The organism is Streptococcus mitis (assembly GCF_946188615.1).
GTDB classification, from domain to species: Bacteria; Bacillota; Bacilli; order Lactobacillales; family Streptococcaceae; genus Streptococcus; species Streptococcus mitis_BZ.
This window is the reverse complement of the sequence record NZ_CAMHVK010000006.1, coordinates 59485-74874: the sequence shown is the minus strand read 5'-3', so window position 1 is coordinate 74874 and position 15390 is coordinate 59485. Positions and strand designations below refer to the sequence as shown.

The window sequence follows — 15390 nt, the reverse complement described above, 5'->3', positions numbered from 1 at the left end:
AGTAGATTATGAAGTTATTGTCTATCGCCATTCCTAGCTATAATGCCGCAGCCTATCTTCATTACTGTGTGGAGTCGCTAGTGATTGGTGGTGAGCAAGTTGAGATTTTGATTATTAATGATGGGTCTCAGGACCAGACTCAGGAAATCGCTGAGCGTTTAGCCAGCAAGTATCCTAACATCGTGAGAGCCATCTATCAGAAAAATAAGGGCCATGGGGGTGCCGTCAATTGCGGCTTAGCGGAGGCTTCTGGTCGTTATTTTAAAGTAGTTGATAGTGATGACTGGGTAGATCCTCGTGCCTATTTAAAAATTCTTGAAACCTTGCAGGAACTAGAGAGTGAGGGGCAGGAAGTTGATGCCTTTGTGACTAATTTTGTATATGAAAAGGAAGGTCAGTCTCGTAAGAAGAGTATGAGTTACGAGTCAGTCTTGCCTGTCCAACAGATTTTTGGCTGGGATCAGATTGGAAATTTCTCAAAAGGCCAGTATATCATGATGCACTCGCTGATTTACCGGACAGATTTGTTGCGAACGAGCCAGTTCCAATTGCCTGAGCATACCTTTTATGTCGATAATCTCTTTGTCTTTACCCCCCTTCAGCAGGTCAAGACCATGTACTATCTGCCTGTCGATTTCTATCGTTATTTGATTGGGCGTGAGGACCAGTCAGTCAATGAGCAAGTGATGATTAAGCGCATTGACCAGCAACTCAAGGTCAATCGACTCTTGGTAGACCAGCTTGATTTATCTAAAGTAAGCCACCCCAAAATGCGAGAGTATCTGCTGAATCATATTGAAATCACGACGGTGATTTCCAGTGCCTTGCTCAACCGAGCAGGCACAGCAGAGCATCTTGCCAAAAAACGGGAGCTGTGGACCTATATTCAGCAGGAAAATCCAGAGGTCTTTCAGGCCATTCGCAAGACCATGCTCAGCCGTTTGACCAAACATTCAGTCTTGCCAGCTCGCAAACTTTCCAATGTTGTCTATCAAATCACCAAGTCTGTTTATGGATTTAATTAATATAAGTATTTTATAAGAGGGATTTAAGAAAAATTTTAACTTTTTCTTAATCCTTTTTAATTTTAGGAGATTATACTAGAGTCATCAAATAAAGAAAAACTCTAAGGAGAATCCTATGAAATTCAATCCAAATCAAAGATATACTCGTTGGTCTATTCGCCGTCTTAGTGTCGGTGTTGCCTCAGTTGTTGTAGCCAGTGGCTTTTTTGTCCTAGTTGGTCAGCCAAGTTCTGTACGTGCCGATGTGGTCAATCCAACCCCTGCTCAAGTTGTGCCAGACGCGGCTTCGGTGAGTGAAAAGAGTGACTTACCAGCAGAACTTCTCAAAGAAGCAGTCGATACAGCTCTTCCTTCAGAAGAGGTAGACTCAACACCTAAAGCAAGCTTGGATGCTACAAGCTCGCCAGAAAAAGTGAATGTAGCTGATAAAGACCAAGTGGTAGCGCCAAAAGAAGAAGTGCAAGCAAAACCAGAATCTAAGAAAGAAACAGAAGATGCGGTTAAACCTGCGACAAATCCTGCGCCTACAGTTTCTGGACAAGACCGTGAAGCAAATGAAGCGCAACCAGCAACCACTCCAGCCGAAGTCCAAAAAGGTGTGGCCGACAACACCAAAGACACAGTAGATGTTCCAGCTACTTACTTGGACAAAGCGAACTTCCCAGGCCCATTTACAGCTGGTGTCAACCAAGTTATTCCATACGAATTCTTCGCCGGTGATGGTATGTTGACTCGCCTTATCTTGAAAGCATCCGACAAGGCTCCGTGGTCAGATAACGGTTCAGCTAAAAATCCCGCTCTCCCACCAGTAGAAAAATTAGGCAAAGGTCTCTACTTCTACGAAGTGGACTTGGCAGGTACCCAAGGTAAATCAGATAAAGAGCTTCTAGACCTCTTGAAACAAAACGGTACTCAAAGCTATAAAGCAACTATCAAAGTGTACGGTGCGAAGGACGGCAAGGCCGACTTGAGGAACCTCGTAGCGACTAAGGATTTGGATGTCAACTTGAATGGCTTGACCACCCCAGCTGAAGTGCAAAAAGGCGTGGCCGACAATACTAAAGACACAGTAGATGTGCCAGCTACTTACTTGGATAAAGCGAACTTCCCTGGTCCATTCACAGCTGGTGTCAACCAAGTCATTCCATACGAATTCTTCGCCGGTGACGGTATGTTGACTCGCCTTATCTTGAAGGCCTCAGACAAGGCTCCATGGTCAGACAACGGTTCAGCTAAAAATCCCGCTCTCCCACCAGTAGAAAAATTGGGCAAAGGCCTCTACTTCTACGAAGTAGATTTGGCAGGAACTCAAGGTAAATCTGATAAAGAGCTTCTAGACCTCTTGAAACAAAACGGCACTCAAAGCTATAAAGCAACTATCAAGGTATACGGTGCTAAAGACGGCAAGGCCGATTTGAGCAATCTTGTAGCAACAAAAGAATTGGATGTCAACTTGAATGGCTTGACCACCCCAGCTGAAGTCCAAAAAGGCGTAGCTGACAATACTAAAGACACAGTGGATGTTCCAGCCTCTTACTTGGACAAAGCCAATTTCCCAGGCCCATTCACAGCTGGTGTTAACCAAGTTATTCCTTACGAGTTCTTCGCCGGTGACGGTATGTTAACTCGTCTTATCTTGAAAGCTTCTGATAAAGCCCCATGGTCAGACAATGGTTCGGCTAAAAATCCCGCTCTCCCACCAGTAGAGAAATTGGGCAAAGGCCTTTACTTCTACGAAGTAGATTTGGCAGGTACTCAAGGTAAATCAGACAAAGATTTGCTTGACCTCTTAAAACAAAATGGTACTCAAAGCTATAAAGCTACCATCAAAGTTTACGGTGCGAAAGATGGCAAGGCAGATTTGAGCAATCTTGTAGCGACAAAAGATTTGACAGTGAACTTGCATGGACATCAGTCTCTGATTCCGATGCAGTCAGGTTTCGTCCCATCTTCTAATGGTTCAGCTATGCCGGCTCCAATGATGAATAGTCATCAAGATGCGTCTAAGATGAACGCTCAAATGCCTAGTGCCAATCAAGATGATATGAAATCTAAAATGCCAGCTACTAGTCAGGATAAGATGATGCCTAACAAAGAGCAGGACAAAACCATGAATGCTAGCCAGCCTATGGCAACACCAAGCATGAAACAAGATCAAGCTCCAGCAGCCTCAAGCAAAATGTCTGATGAAGGCAAAATGGCAGCTAATAACAAGGCGTCAAGTCCAATGATGGCTGATCAAATGAAAGAGCAAAAAGACATGCTTCCATATACTGGTGAAGCTCAAACATCAATGGCTACTATTGGATTCTTTGGACTCGCCTTGGCTGGACTGCTAGGTGGCCTCGGTTTGAAAGCTAAAAAAGAGGAAAATGACTAGTCTAACTGCAGACTTTCTATCTAGGATTTGAAAAATCCAGATATCGTTTAGAATGTTCGTAAAGTGATTAAAATAGTGTTATACTATTGTGGTATAGCACTGTTTTTTTCAAAGGAGAGACAGATGGGAAAGACAATTTTACTCGTTGACGACGAGGTAGAAATCACAGATATTCATCAACGCTATCTGGTTCAAGCAGGGTATCAGATTTTGGTGGCTCATGATGGAGTAGAGGCATTAGAAATCTTCAAGCGAAAACCAATTGATTTGATTATTACAGATATCATGATGCCTCGGATGGATGGTTATGATTTGATTAGCGAAGTCCAGTATCAATCTCCGGATCAGCCTTTTCTCTTTATCACGGCTAAGACTAGCGAGCAGGACAAGATTTATGGCCTGAGCTTAGGGGCAGATGACTTTATTGCCAAGCCCTTTAGCCCTCGTGAACTGGTTTTGCGTGTCCACAATATCTTGCGTCGCCTTCATCGTGGAGGTGAGACAGAAGTCGTCAGTCTCGGGGATTTACGAATGAATCACGGTAGTCATGAGGTCCAAGTCGGAGATGTGGGGCTTGATTTGACCGTCAAATCCTTCGAACTTCTATGGCTTTTAGCCAGCAACCCAGAGCGCGTTTTCTCTAAGACAGATCTCTATGAAAAGGTCTGGCAAGAAGATTATGTGGATGATACCAATACCTTGAATGTTCATATTCATGCTCTTCGACAGGAGTTGGCTAAACATGCTAGTGCAGAAACGCCCACCATCAAAACCGTCTGGGGCTTGGGCTACAAAATTGAGAAAGCACGAGGTAGTTAATGAAATTAAAAAGTTATATTTTAGTGGGGTATATCATTTCAACACTCCTAACAATTATCGTGGTTTTTTGGGCTATCCAGCGCATGTTAATTGAGCAAAGAGAAATTTATTTCCTGATTGGCATGACTTTAATCGCAAGTTTTGTCGGTGCTGGGATTAGTCTCTTTCTCCTATCGCCTGTCTTTACATCATTGGCTAAACTTAAGGAACATGCCAAGCGGGTAGCGGACAAGGACTTTCCTTCAAGTCTGGAGGTTCAAGGTCCTATGGAATTTCAGCAGTTAGGCCAAGCCTTCAATGAAATGTCCCATGATTTGCAGGCAACCTTCAATTCCTTGGAAGAAAGCGAACGAGAAAAGGGCTTAATGATTGCCCAGCTATCGCATGATATCAAGACTCCCATCACTTCGATTCAAGCGACGGTAGAAGGGATTTTGGATGGGGTTATCAAGGAAGGAGAACAGGACCATTATCTAGCAACCATTGGGCGTCAGACGGAAAGACTCAATAAACTGGTTGAAGAGTTGAATTTTTTGACTCTAAATACAGCTAGAAATCAGGTGGAAACGACCAGCAAGGACAGTATTTTTCTGGACCAGCTCTTGATTGAGTGCATGAGTGAATTTCAGTTCTTGATTGAGCAGGAGGAGCGAGACGTCCATTTACAGGTAATCCCAGAGTCTGCCCGGATTGAAGGAGATTATGCCAAGCTTTCTCGTATCTTGGTGAATCTGGTCAATAACGCTTTTAAATACTCAGCTCCAGGAACCAAACTGGAAGTGGTGGCTAAGCTGGAGAAGAACCAGCTTTCAATCAGTGTGACCGATGAAGGACAGGGGATTGCCCCAGAGGATTTGGAGAATATTTTTAAACGTCTTTATCGTGTAGAAACTTCTCGTAACATGAAGACAGGTGGTCATGGTCTTGGTCTTGCGATTGCGCGTGAATTGGCCCATCAATTGGGTGGAGAAATCACAGTTACCAGCCAGTACGGCCTCGGAAGCACCTTTACCCTCCTTCTTAACCTCTCTGGTAATGAAAATAAAGCTTAAAAACCCTTTACAAATCTAGCCATTCATGGTAAAATGGATTTTGTGTGAAATATCAGCAGGAAAGCATGAAGCTCGTCAACAGGTGTCTTATGATAAGTAACCTTGGCTGTTTAGGCGAAGGGCATCTGCACGAATCAGGGCTTTCTAAGTGACTATTTCCACCGAAATATTATTTATATCAGGAGGACATTCATATGTCACGTTATACAGGACCATCTTGGAAACAAGCTCGTCGCCTTGGCCTTTCACTTACAGGTACAGGTAAAGAATTGGCACGTCGTAACTACGTACCAGGACAACACGGACCAAACAACCGTTCTAAATTGTCAGAATACGGTTTGCAATTGGCTGAAAAACAAAAACTTCGTTTCACTTACGGTGTAGGTGAAAAACAATTCCGTAACTTGTTCGTACAAGCTACAAAAATCAAAGGCGGAATCCTAGGTTTCAACTTCATGCTTCTTTTGGAACGTCGTTTGGATAACGTTGTTTACCGTCTTGGTCTTGCGACTACTCGTCGTCAAGCTCGTCAATTCGTAAACCACGGTCACATCCTTGTTGACGGAAAACGCGTTGACATCCCATCATACCGCGTAACTCCAGGTCAAGTGATCTCAGTTCGTGAAAAATCATTGAAAGTTCCAGCAATCCTTGAAGCAGTAGAAGCTACTCTTGGACGTCCAGCATTCGTATCATTCGACGCTGAAAAATTGGAAGGTTCATTGACTCGCTTGCCAGAACGCGACGAAATCAACCCAGAAATCAACGAAGCACTTGTCGTTGAATTCTACAACAAAATGCTTTAATTTTAAGATATATCTTACAGAAAGCCTACAACAGTGGGCTTTTTGCTTTGTATTAAAACGTTGATTTCTGGGTTTGTCATCATTTTTGTCATCACTTATAACGAACTTACAGCTTTCTCATAAAATGAGACGGCTGTTTTTGCTTTTTCTTTGGAGAGATGACTGTAAGTGTCCATAGTCATAGCTAGTGTAGAATGACCTAGACGATGTTGTAATTCTTTATAGGGTATTCCAGAGTTTAGCAAAAGACTAGCATGTGTGTGTCTGAAACCGTGGAATCCAATATTAGGTACACCAGCATGTTTGAAACGTGTGTTTAAACGAGTTGATAGTGTTTTATTGTTTGCGTATTGGGGAAATAATAGAAGTTTAAAAGTTTGTTATTTTAAATTTGATGTTTATAAAATGATTAGCAGATAAGAAAAGGAACAACTTGCCTTAATTGCCTGCAGAATGGTAAGGAGATAAGAGAGAAAACACCTCTTAATGGCTTATCTCATGGTATGAGAGTAGTCCTGAAGTAAGAGCGAACCAAGAGAAAATAAAAAAGCACCTAGAATAATCTAAGCGCTCAAGAGTAGTGGACGGTGTGCCTGTCCCGTCATCTCATACTATGAAGTTGCGTAGCGACACTATTATTTCTACCTCACTTCTCTTTAAACTAATTATATCATAAAGGAGTAGCAGCTTGACCACTGACGAAGTAGAAAAGAAGTTAAAAAGCTATCGTAATAATCTCTTGTTGATTGAATATTAGAATAGGAAAGTTTATAATGAACTTAAAGTAAAGGAGGTTTCGTTCTAGATATGATGATACCACCAAGCAAAGAGCTGTTGATTTTTTATAATCAAATTCATGAGTGGGTTGACCAAGTTTATCCAGACCAGGATAAACCTGCTGTATCATTTAAGAAAGACACTCCACAATCTATTTTAGATTTATTTGATAGTATTAAATCTAAAATAGGTTTTGATTACCAAGAACATAAGTATTAAAATAATAATTATGGATAAGTTAAACATGAAAAATAAGATAATTGATGTTTATAAAATAGCGCATCGTCTTGTTTCTATTACTGTTGAGAATCCTGATTTTTCAGATTTGAAAATCAATCATTTTGTGAGAATTGGGGAAAACGAGTATAGGGTACATAGTGTCCCTATGATTTGTTCAACTCCACCTAAATCTATCTTTAATTTAGATACTTTTACAATTGACTACACAGAGGACGACTTGATGAATAAAGTGGCGGTATTTACGCATAGGGAAGTATTTAAAGATGATTAAAATTTCAATCAATTTGTTGCTAGATGCGATTGAAGATAACATCAACGACGAAGAACTTCAATCTATCGATTTCGAGAGTTATATTAGAAAAATTACAAAAGAATTTCAGGGAGAAAATGGTGAATTCTTAGTAAAAGAAGAAGCGTTTGAAACACTCCCTTTGGACAGAGATAAAAAGGATAAAATCATTGAGCAAATAAAACAGAATAGTCAAAATGTTTTCGAAGACGATTTCGATACCTTGTTGCAATTATATTTTTGAGAGTCAAGAATAATTTCAGTGCCTTATTTTACACCAAATAGAAAATGATAAAGATTGATAAACAAATTATTACGATGTACAAAATAGAAGATGGAACCTCTAAGAGGCAGTATTCTATTGTGAGTGGAGGTTGTAAAGGTATTGCAACTATCGATAAAATTACTTTGGAATATAGCTATGTTGGAGATGATTTAGGGCAATTTACTTCATTTGTCAAAGATACCTTGACTAAAAGTATTCAGTTAGGAAAAGAGTTGCCGGATAAATTTTCATACGGTTTTGGATAAGTTGTGGAATATCTTATATAGGAGAATCAAGATATATTATGGCGATATTAGATGATTTACAAGCATTGTATGACAATGGTTGGGACGCTTCTTTTGATTATAAGGGTCAAGTATGTGGTATTTTTCCTAATTCTGTTTATGACATTGTAGTCGTACTTGGAGATAATGAATATAAAGTGGTATCTTTTGATGAGTTAATTTCTTTACAGATTAACGAGAAAACTTTGCTGGAAATCATGAGTGAGGTTGAAGTGCAATATTGTTGAAGGACACTAGAGAAAAAGATAGACAATAAATTCAGATGCACAGATTGAAAGTTGAGAAAAAAGTGCTATAATGAAGATATGAAGGATAGAGGTTGAGAATCTGTCACCAACGCGCCACTTATAAGTGGGTCGAGAAATGCAGGAGCCCCGACAGTCCTGCCTATCCTTGCAAGTCAATTAGCCCTTAGCTATGAATCTAGGGGCTTTTTGCTTTGTCTTAAAAGCTTGATTTCTGAGTTTGTATAGAGATTTGCTAGTGAGGTTATTTGTGTATCTAAGTCTATCTATTCCAAGAATTAAGCGATGTTGATGATATAAATCTGGTATGATATAATATTTTGGCCCCCTCACTTTAATGAAGGGAGGTGTTACATATGTTAGAAACTTTACTCACAGTGTTTCTAGCTCCGTTACTTATTAACGTGTTATCTGAGCTTTTCAAGCTATGGCTTAAGAAACGTAAAAAGTAATGGTTAACCCTTTTAGAGGGTAGCAAAAAACCCCATCGGTGGCACGGTGGGGCTTTTTTAGTTACATATGCTGTAACTTTACTCACATTGTAAGTTCATTCTAACACAACTCCCCCGATATTTCAAGCTTTTGTTTTGATATTCCCCAGAGTGTGTTTGTGGTTTGAGTCAGCTTCACTGAAATTAGACCACGCGCTACCAAGCTCCATTCTATATCAAAGAAATCAATTCTTTTCTAGGGAATTTCCGCCCTCATTTTTGTCTTTTGTGCTAAAATAGACTTATAAATTGAAAATAAGGAATGTTTATGAAATCGGGTAATGGTTTTTGGAAAGGCTGTCTCTATTTTTGGGGCTTCTTGTTCTTGTTGGGCCTTTTGGTTCAATATGCTCTTCCACTTGCGGCTTGTGTCCTGCTAGGCTATGGTGGTTATCGTCTCTACAAACGTTTACGCTATCCTCTTTTGCAGGATCGTTCGCTCGATGATCGGATTGAGCTTTTAAAGGCTCGGATTCGCCAGGCGGACAAAGATATTCAGCAATTGGAGGAAACTTTAGTAGAAAAAGGCTCAGAGTTCTATAAGAGTCTGGCCAATCAAGTATTAATCGAACTGCGAGAAATCCATCAGGAGGCGGATCGTCTAAAGTCCTATATCGACGATGATGTCTATAACCGTATTGATAAAAAGGTTCGTACAGTAAGGGCAAACATCGATGTTCAGCTAGAACGTTTAGATAGAGAAAGTCAGGTAGATCTTGAGAATGCGGAGCCAGAGGAATTAGCTCCAGAATTGTCCCAGACATTAGCCAATATTGCCATTGATCATCAGGCCATTTTAGACAAGATTGCTACCTCTGCTGAGGGGGATAAGGAAGAATTGACTGCCATTCATAGTTTGAAGATGGAGAAATTCCAAACGATTTTAGAAGGTTATTTAAAGATTAAGGCCAATCCGAAGAACTATAATCGGGCAGAAGAACGTTTGCAGCAAGCTAAAGCAGCTATCGAACAATTTGACCTTGAGCTGGACCAGGTGTTGAGAGAACTCAATGAAACAGATATGCGTGATTTTGATATCAGTCTGCGTATCCTCGAAAAAGATCGTAAAGAATAGGTTAGAAACAAAGGAGTAACCATGACAGAATTTAATTTTGATATTGACCAGATTGCCAATAATACGGTAGCTAAGGTGGATAAAACAACCCAAATCATCGAGACAAATACTAGCTCGGACAAGACCTTGACCTTCTTAGAAAAGCTGAGCCCTGAGCAGCAAGAAGGAATCAAGGCGCACGTGCCCCAGTTAGTAGACCAATTTGTCACAAATCAAAATGCTCTTTTGGATTTTGGACAATCTGCTGTAGAAGGTGTGAACAATACAGTCAATCGTATCTTGTCAGAACAAAAGAAACTGCAGATTCCCCAAGTGGATGACTTACTCAAGAATACCAACCGTGAGTTGCAAGGCTTTGTAGTCAAATACAAGAACGCTGAAATTGCTGAGTTAGAAGAGAAGCCAAACTTTTTGCAACGATTGTTTAACAAGAGTAAGAATACCTTACAAGAATTTTACTTTGACTCAAAAACAGTAGAGCAAAAGCTGGATGGCATGGCTGCCGCAGTGGTCAAGCAAGAAGATGTCTTAGCTCGAAATATCGTTTCAGCTGAGATGCTGATTGAGGACAATACCAAATCCATTGAAAATCTAGTGGGAGTGATTTCTTTTATCGAAGCCAGCCAGACAGAAGCTGGTAATCGCGCTGCCGAACTGAAAGCTCAAGCTGACCAACTCGATACAAGTACGGTAGAATACCAAACCAAATCACAAGAATTGGCCCGCATGGCTGAAGTGGTCAATACCCTTGAACAACAACATACTGAGTATGTCAGCCGTCTCTATGTTGCCTGGGCAACAACACCTCAGATGCGCAATCTTGTGAAGGTGTCATCTGATATGCGCCAAAAATTGGGCATGCTTCGTCGCAATACGATTCCTACAATGAAGCTTTCTATTGCTCAACTGGGTATTTTGCAACAATCAATGAAATCAGGTGTCGTGGCAGATGCCATTGTCAATGCCAATAATGCTGCCCTTCAGATGCTAGCTGAGACCAGCAAGGAAGTGATTCCGCAGATGGAGAGAATTGCCCAAAGCCCGACAGTAGCTGTTGAGTCTGTTACCAAACTGGCTGAAAGTCTGGTTGCACAAAACCAAGGTATCGTCGCAGCTATTGAATTGGGTCGTCAGAAACGTGCCCAACTAGAAACAACCATCGTCAAGTCCGCAGAAATGATCAACGATTCTGTCAAACTACGCGATGAGAAAATCGTCCAAGCCCTTCTAAACCAAGGAAAGGCCGCTCAGAAAGAAGTACAAGAATAATACACAAGTCCCCTGTAATGTAGATTTGCAGGGGATTTTATTTGTTTTTGTGGACAAGCCAGGCGGAATACTTTTTCCCAAGCCAGAGAGCAAAGAGGAGATTGATGACGACGATGCCTGAACCGACTAGTGAAAATAGGAAAAATTCGCTAGTCGAAACTCGCCACAAATGTACAATGTCTGTAATCAAATAAGCACTGATAGGAAAACAAAGGATAGAAGTGATCAGAGCAGGTATATACTTGCGAAGAAGAATTGATTGTCCAATATGGAGAAAGAGATGAAGTGCAAAGGCTACAAATCCCCCCAACCAAACTAATTCGAGCGCTCTAGATTGACTAAAATACGCTAATAAAGTGATGGATAAGACAATGATAAACTCCTCAAAAACAGCAAGGGCAAATCCCTCTGTTGTAATTCCTTTGTGAATCTTGAGAATAGCTGGAGCCTTTTGAGCCAGCAAGGTTTCGTTGAGATGAATCCAAGGGACAAGACCGATAATTTCTTCCATATCGTGAAAGATAAAAAGTAGAGGGAACATCCAAAGATAAAACGCCATAAATCTCTCCTGAAAAGCTATAGATTGCTAACTAATAAAGCAAAAAACGCCCAGTAAGGCGTTTTGAGTTAGGTATGCTTATTTAACCTCTGTAAACACAACGTGTTTGCGAAGTTTTGGTGAGTATTTCTTCAATTGAAGACGGTCTGGAGTGTTACGTTTGTTTTTAGAAGTAAGGTACAAGCGTTCACCAGATTCTTTGTGTTCAAGTGTAATATTTACGCGCATGGTATCTCCCTTCTATTATTCAGCTGATGCAGCTTTAGCGATTTTACGTCCTTTGTAGTATCCTTTAAGTGATACACGGTGAGAACGTGAGTAATCTCCAGTAGTTTCGTCAAAGTTTACAGATGGAGCTGTTACTTTGTAGTGTGTACGACGTTTGTTTTTCTTCGCTTTTGAAGTGCGACGTGCAGGTACTGCCATTTTGATTTCTCCTTTAGGTATTTATATTCGATTCAATCTACTGATTTTCATCAACCATACTAGGATAACACATTTTTTTTGTAAAGTAAAGTTACTTGACAAAAAAAGATGAAAAAATTAAAAGGTCATCAACCGGATTAATCTAAATTTTCTGAAAATTCAAGAATTTTCTTCTGTTCATTGCTTTTAAAATGTGCTATAATAGTAAAAACTGAAATGGGAGGGAACAAATGACTGAATTAGATAAGCGTCACCGCAGTAGCATTTATGACAGTATGGTAAAATCACCAAACCGTGCCATGCTTCGTGCGACTGGTATGACAGATAAGGACTTTGAAACACCGATTGTGGGAGTGATTTCGACTTGGGCGGAAAATACACCATGTAACATTCACTTGCATGATTTTGGGAAATTAGCCAAAGAAGGTGTCAAATCGGCAGGTGCTTGGCCTGTGCAGTTTGGGACTATCACTGTAGCGGATGGGATTGCCATGGGAACGCCTGGTATGCGTTTCTCTTTGACATCTCGTGATATTATTGCGGACTCAATCGAGGCAGCTATGGGTGGTCACAATGTGGATGCCTTTGTTGCTATCGGTGGCTGTGACAAGAACATGCCGGGTTCTATGATTGCCATTGCCAACATGGATATTCCAGCTATTTTCGCCTATGGTGGAACTATTGCACCGGGAAATCTTGATGGTAAAGATATCGACTTGGTTTCTGTCTTTGAGGGTATCGGAAAATGGAACCACGGTGATATGACAGCTGAGGACGTGAAACGTCTTGAATGTAATGCCTGCCCTGGCCCTGGTGGCTGTGGTGGTATGTATACTGCTAATACCATGGCGACTGCTATCGAAGTTTTGGGTATGAGTTTGCCAGGTTCTTCATCTCACCCAGCTGAATCAGCTGATAAGAAAGAAGACATCGAAGCAGCAGGACGTGCTGTTGTTAAGATGTTGGAACTTGGTCTCAAACCATCAGATATCTTGACTCGTGAAGCCTTTGAAGATGCTATCACTGTAACTATGGCTCTCGGTGGTTCTACAAATGCCACTCTTCATTTGCTTGCCATTGCCCATGCTGCCAATGTTGACTTGTCACTTGAGGACTTCAATACGATCCAAGAGCGTGTGCCTCACTTGGCCGACTTGAAACCATCTGGTCAGTATGTCTTCCAAGACCTCTATGAAGTCGGTGGTGTGCCTGCGGTTATGAGATACCTCTTGGCAAATGGTTTCCTTCATGGAGACCGCATTACATGTACTGGTAAGACTGTAGCTGAAAACTTGGCTGACTTTGCAGACCTTACACCAGGTCAAAAAGTTATCATGCCACTTGAAAATCCAAAACGTGCAGACGGTCCGCTTATCATCTTGAACGGGAACCTTGCCCCTGATGGTGCGGTTGCTAAAGTATCAGGTGTTAAAGTGCGTCGTCACGTTGGGCCAGCTAAGGTCTTTGACTCAGAGGAAGATGCTATTCAGGCTGTTCTGACAGATGAAATCGTTGATGGCGATGTAGTCGTTGTTCGTTTCGTTGGACCTAAGGGTGGACCTGGTATGCCTGAGATGCTGTCACTTTCATCAATGATTGTTGGTAAAGGTCAGGGAGATAAGGTGGCCCTCTTGACGGACGGCCGTTTCTCTGGTGGTACTTATGGTCTGGTTGTTGGACATATCGCTCCTGAAGCTCAGGATGGTGGACCAATTGCCTACCTTCGTACAGGCGATATCGTTACGGTTGACCAAGATACCAAAGAAATTTCCATGGCCGTATCCGAAGAAGAACTTGAAAAACGCAAGGCAGAAACAACCTTGCCACCACTCTACAGCCGTGGTGTCCTCGGTAAATACGCTCACATCGTATCATCTGCTTCACGCGGAGCCGTGACAGACTTCTGGAATATGGACAAGTCAGGTAAAAAATAAACTTAAAAAGCAAGCCAATCTCGGCTTGCTTTTTTTCATCTTCAAAAGTAATTTTCCTGCTTAACGAGGTGGCAGTCCAAGGGCAATACGGCCGTAGCGACTGATTCGTGTGATCTTCCAAGCAGGCGACCAGGTAACTTCAACCTTGACATCTTCGATACCCTCGATTTGTTTCAGACCTGCCACGATTTCGATAGGTAGGCTTTCGGCGCAATCACAGGCGGTGTCGGTGAAGGTCATGACAATCTTGCAGAGCCCAGTTTCATCCAGATTGATTTCATAAATCAGCCCTAGATTGTACACATCCAATTCCACATCTGTATCAAAAACCTTCTCTAGTTTTTCGATAATTTGGTCTTTCAAGGCCAAAGCACGGTCATTGATTTTGATATCATCTCTCATTACAGTCCCTCCACGTGATAAATATCCTCTATTTTCTCATAATTCTGACAATTTGGCAAGTTTTTGATGAATTTTCTGAAAAAATATGATAACATAAAGAAAATACTCGATTAAGGGGAAGGCTATGGAGCAGATTGGAAAAGTCTTTAGACAATTACGAGAGTCAAGAAATATCTCGCTGAGACAAGCGACTGGGGGACAATTTTCGCCGTCTATGTTGTCTCGCTTTGAAACAGGTCAGAGTGAGCTTTCGGTGGAAAAGTTTCTATTTGCCCTAGAAAATATATCTGCCAGTGTAGAGGAAATCCTCTTTCTGGCGAGAGGTTTTCAGTATGATACAGATTCTGAGTTGAGAAAAGAAATCATAGATGTCTTGGATCCAAAGAATATAGCACCTCTTGAGGACTTATATCGCAGGGAGTATCAAAAGCATGCCCATTCTCAAAACAAACAGAAACATATTCTAAATGCCATTATTATCAAGTCTTATATGAAGAGTATGGATGAAACGGTAGAGTTAACGGCAGAGGAAGGAAAAGTCCTTCATGATTACCTGTTTTCTACCGAGATTTGGGGAATCTATGAACTCAATTTATTTTCAGTCAGTTCTCCCTTTTTATCTGTTTCTCTTTTTACTAGGTATGTTAGAGAGATGGTACGAAAATCTGATTTTCTAATGGAAATGTCTGGCAATCGAAACCTTTTTCACACTATACTATTGAATGGTTTTTTAGCCAGTATTGAGTGTGAAGAATTTACCAATGCCTATTATTTTAAACGTGTTATCGAAGAGCATTTCTACAATGAAAATGAAACCTATTTCCGAATTGTCTATTTGTGGGCGGAAGGTCTCCTTGATAGCAAGCAAGGTAGAGTCAAGGAAGGCCAGAAAAAGATGGAAGATGCTGTCCATATTTTTGAGATGCTTGGCTGTAATAAATCTGCCGAATACTATAGAAATACGACCGATTGTTGAATATCTGCAAACTAAGAAAATCATTTGAAATTTTAAGCGATAGAATTGTTGACCT

At 41.1% G+C, this 15390-nt stretch carries 18 protein-coding genes and 1 pseudogene; 14 read left to right on the top strand and 5 right to left on the bottom strand.

All coding sequences use genetic code 11. The features are described 5' to 3' along the window. Positions 1-8: 8 nt before the first annotated feature. The 5 genes from OCF95_RS07195 to rpsD all read left to right on the top strand — a co-directional run bounded on the left by OCF95_RS07195 (position 9) and on the right by rpsD (position 6082). On the top strand, positions 9-1025 hold the full coding sequence (locus tag OCF95_RS07195) for a glycosyltransferase family 2 protein (protein WP_023948424.1): 1017 nt from the start codon (positions 9-11) through the stop codon (positions 1023-1025). Positions 1026-1140: 115 nt separating this feature from the next. Next, positions 1141-3405: an SSURE domain-containing protein gene (locus tag OCF95_RS07190; protein WP_261105146.1), complete on the top strand. Its 2265-nt coding sequence runs from the start codon at positions 1141-1143 to the stop codon at positions 3403-3405. A 123-nt stretch (positions 3406-3528) separates the two neighbouring features. Then, entirely contained in the window at positions 3529-4224 is a 696-nt protein-coding gene (locus OCF95_RS07185; RefSeq protein WP_261105145.1) for a response regulator transcription factor, read from the top strand. Then, positions 4224-5276 (top strand): sensor histidine kinase, encoded by a 1053-nt coding sequence (locus OCF95_RS07180; protein ID WP_261105144.1) that lies wholly within the window; start codon positions 4224-4226, stop codon positions 5274-5276. The genes OCF95_RS07185 and OCF95_RS07180 overlap by 1 nt, the downstream gene beginning before the upstream one ends. A 194-nt stretch (positions 5277-5470) precedes the next feature. Continuing rightward, complete coding sequence (rpsD, locus tag OCF95_RS07175; RefSeq protein ID WP_000092756.1) at positions 5471-6082, top strand: 30S ribosomal protein S4; 612 nt, start codon at positions 5471-5473, stop codon at positions 6080-6082. 95 nt (positions 6083-6177) lie between these two features. On the opposite strand, the pseudogene OCF95_RS07170 reads toward rpsD, so the two are convergent. Continuing rightward, positions 6178-6435, bottom strand: a pseudogene (locus tag OCF95_RS07170) (tyrosine-type recombinase/integrase); the annotation flags it as partial. Positions 6436-6889: 454 nt separating this feature from the next. On the opposite strand from OCF95_RS07170, the gene OCF95_RS07165 reads away from it, so the two are divergent. From OCF95_RS07165 to OCF95_RS07135, 7 genes are all read left to right on the top strand, one after another. After that, a complete protein-coding gene (locus OCF95_RS07165; protein ID WP_261105143.1) occupies positions 6890-7078 on the top strand; it encodes a hypothetical protein in 189 nt (62 codons plus the stop codon). 25 nt (positions 7079-7103) lie between these two features. Then, positions 7104-7370: a hypothetical protein gene (locus OCF95_RS07160; protein WP_164993750.1), complete on the top strand. Its 267-nt coding sequence runs from the start codon at positions 7104-7106 to the stop codon at positions 7368-7370. Then, the gene (locus OCF95_RS07155; RefSeq protein ID WP_049487708.1) at positions 7363-7632 is read left to right on the top strand and encodes a hypothetical protein; all 270 of its coding nucleotides are present in this window, start codon (positions 7363-7365) and stop codon (positions 7630-7632) included. The genes OCF95_RS07160 and OCF95_RS07155 overlap by 8 nt, the downstream gene beginning before the upstream one ends. A gap of 44 nt (positions 7633-7676) precedes the next feature. Further along, positions 7677-7919: a hypothetical protein gene (locus OCF95_RS07150; RefSeq protein WP_049487710.1), complete on the top strand. Its 243-nt coding sequence runs from the start codon at positions 7677-7679 to the stop codon at positions 7917-7919. Positions 7920-7957: 38 nt separating this feature from the next. Next, positions 7958-8185, top strand: a complete 228-nt coding sequence (locus OCF95_RS07145) for a hypothetical protein (protein WP_049487712.1) — start codon at positions 7958-7960, stop codon at positions 8183-8185. 777 nt (positions 8186-8962) lie between these two features. After that, positions 8963-9769 carry a coiled-coil domain-containing protein gene (locus OCF95_RS07140; RefSeq protein ID WP_261105142.1) on the top strand — a complete coding sequence of 269 codons (807 nt, stop codon included), beginning with the start codon at positions 8963-8965 and terminating at the stop codon, positions 9767-9769. A 21-nt stretch (positions 9770-9790) separates the two neighbouring features. Then, positions 9791-11038, top strand: a complete 1248-nt coding sequence (locus OCF95_RS07135) for a toxic anion resistance protein (protein WP_261105140.1) — start codon at positions 9791-9793, stop codon at positions 11036-11038. A 37-nt stretch (positions 11039-11075) separates the two neighbouring features. Here the strand turns inward: OCF95_RS07135 and OCF95_RS07130 are convergent, their stop codons facing one another. From OCF95_RS07130 to rpmF, 3 genes are all read right to left on the bottom strand, one after another. Then, positions 11076-11597 (bottom strand): HXXEE domain-containing protein, encoded by a 522-nt coding sequence (locus tag OCF95_RS07130; RefSeq protein ID WP_004269670.1) that lies wholly within the window; start codon positions 11595-11597, stop codon positions 11076-11078. Positions 11598-11675: 78 nt separating this feature from the next. Continuing rightward, a complete protein-coding gene (gene rpmG, locus OCF95_RS07125; protein ID WP_001265622.1) occupies positions 11676-11825 on the bottom strand; it encodes a 50S ribosomal protein L33 in 150 nt (49 codons plus the stop codon). A 15-nt stretch (positions 11826-11840) separates the two neighbouring features. Beyond that, positions 11841-12023: a 50S ribosomal protein L32 gene (rpmF, locus tag OCF95_RS07120; RefSeq protein WP_000290417.1), complete on the bottom strand. Its 183-nt coding sequence runs from the start codon at positions 12021-12023 to the stop codon at positions 11841-11843. Positions 12024-12253: 230 nt separating this feature from the next. On the opposite strand from rpmF, the gene ilvD reads away from it, so the two are divergent. Then, complete coding sequence (ilvD, locus tag OCF95_RS07115; RefSeq protein WP_000137346.1) at positions 12254-13957, top strand: dihydroxy-acid dehydratase; 1704 nt, start codon at positions 12254-12256, stop codon at positions 13955-13957. Positions 13958-14017: 60 nt separating this feature from the next. Here ilvD and OCF95_RS07110 read toward each other — a convergent pair whose 3' ends face one another. Beyond that, on the bottom strand, positions 14018-14359 hold the full coding sequence (locus OCF95_RS07110; RefSeq protein ID WP_033681053.1) for a metal-sulfur cluster assembly factor: 342 nt from the start codon (positions 14357-14359) through the stop codon (positions 14018-14020). 124 nt (positions 14360-14483) lie between these two features. On the opposite strand from OCF95_RS07110, the gene rgg reads away from it, so the two are divergent. Then, positions 14484-15335 (top strand): quorum-sensing system transcriptional regulator Rgg, encoded by an 852-nt coding sequence (gene rgg, locus OCF95_RS07105; RefSeq protein WP_261105138.1) that lies wholly within the window; start codon positions 14484-14486, stop codon positions 15333-15335. The last annotated feature ends 55 nt before the right edge of the window (positions 15336-15390 follow it).

What these genes read in the sequence shown, in the direction of transcription:
- OCF95_RS07195 (WP_023948424.1), top strand. Translation starts at nt 9, where the DNA reads ATGAAGTTATTGTCTATCGCCATTCCTAGCTATAATGCCGCAGCCTAT.
- OCF95_RS07190 (WP_261105146.1), top strand. Translation starts at nt 1,141, where the DNA reads ATGAAATTCAATCCAAATCAAAGATATACTCGTTGGTCTATTCGCCGT.
- OCF95_RS07185 (WP_261105145.1), top strand. Translation starts at nt 3,529, where the DNA reads ATGGGAAAGACAATTTTACTCGTTGACGACGAGGTAGAAATCACAGAT.
- OCF95_RS07180 (WP_261105144.1), top strand. Translation starts at nt 4,224, where the DNA reads ATGAAATTAAAAAGTTATATTTTAGTGGGGTATATCATTTCAACACTC.
- rpsD (WP_000092756.1), top strand. Translation starts at nt 5,471, where the DNA reads ATGTCACGTTATACAGGACCATCTTGGAAACAAGCTCGTCGCCTTGGC.
- OCF95_RS07165 (WP_261105143.1), top strand. Translation starts at nt 6,890, where the DNA reads ATGATGATACCACCAAGCAAAGAGCTGTTGATTTTTTATAATCAAATT.
- OCF95_RS07160 (WP_164993750.1), top strand. Translation starts at nt 7,104, where the DNA reads ATGAAAAATAAGATAATTGATGTTTATAAAATAGCGCATCGTCTTGTT.
- OCF95_RS07155 (WP_049487708.1), top strand. Translation starts at nt 7,363, where the DNA reads ATGATTAAAATTTCAATCAATTTGTTGCTAGATGCGATTGAAGATAAC.
- OCF95_RS07150 (WP_049487710.1), top strand. Translation starts at nt 7,677, where the DNA reads ATGATAAAGATTGATAAACAAATTATTACGATGTACAAAATAGAAGAT.
- OCF95_RS07145 (WP_049487712.1), top strand. Translation starts at nt 7,958, where the DNA reads ATGGCGATATTAGATGATTTACAAGCATTGTATGACAATGGTTGGGAC.
- OCF95_RS07140 (WP_261105142.1), top strand. Translation starts at nt 8,963, where the DNA reads ATGAAATCGGGTAATGGTTTTTGGAAAGGCTGTCTCTATTTTTGGGGC.
- OCF95_RS07135 (WP_261105140.1), top strand. Translation starts at nt 9,791, where the DNA reads ATGACAGAATTTAATTTTGATATTGACCAGATTGCCAATAATACGGTA.
- OCF95_RS07130 (WP_004269670.1), bottom strand. Translation starts at nt 11,597, where the DNA reads ATGGCGTTTTATCTTTGGATGTTCCCTCTACTTTTTATCTTTCACGAT.
- rpmG (WP_001265622.1), bottom strand. Translation starts at nt 11,825, where the DNA reads ATGCGCGTAAATATTACACTTGAACACAAAGAATCTGGTGAACGCTTG.
- rpmF (WP_000290417.1), bottom strand. Translation starts at nt 12,023, where the DNA reads ATGGCAGTACCTGCACGTCGCACTTCAAAAGCGAAGAAAAACAAACGT.
- ilvD (WP_000137346.1), top strand. Translation starts at nt 12,254, where the DNA reads ATGACTGAATTAGATAAGCGTCACCGCAGTAGCATTTATGACAGTATG.
- OCF95_RS07110 (WP_033681053.1), bottom strand. Translation starts at nt 14,359, where the DNA reads ATGAGAGATGATATCAAAATCAATGACCGTGCTTTGGCCTTGAAAGAC.
- rgg (WP_261105138.1), top strand. Translation starts at nt 14,484, where the DNA reads ATGGAGCAGATTGGAAAAGTCTTTAGACAATTACGAGAGTCAAGAAAT.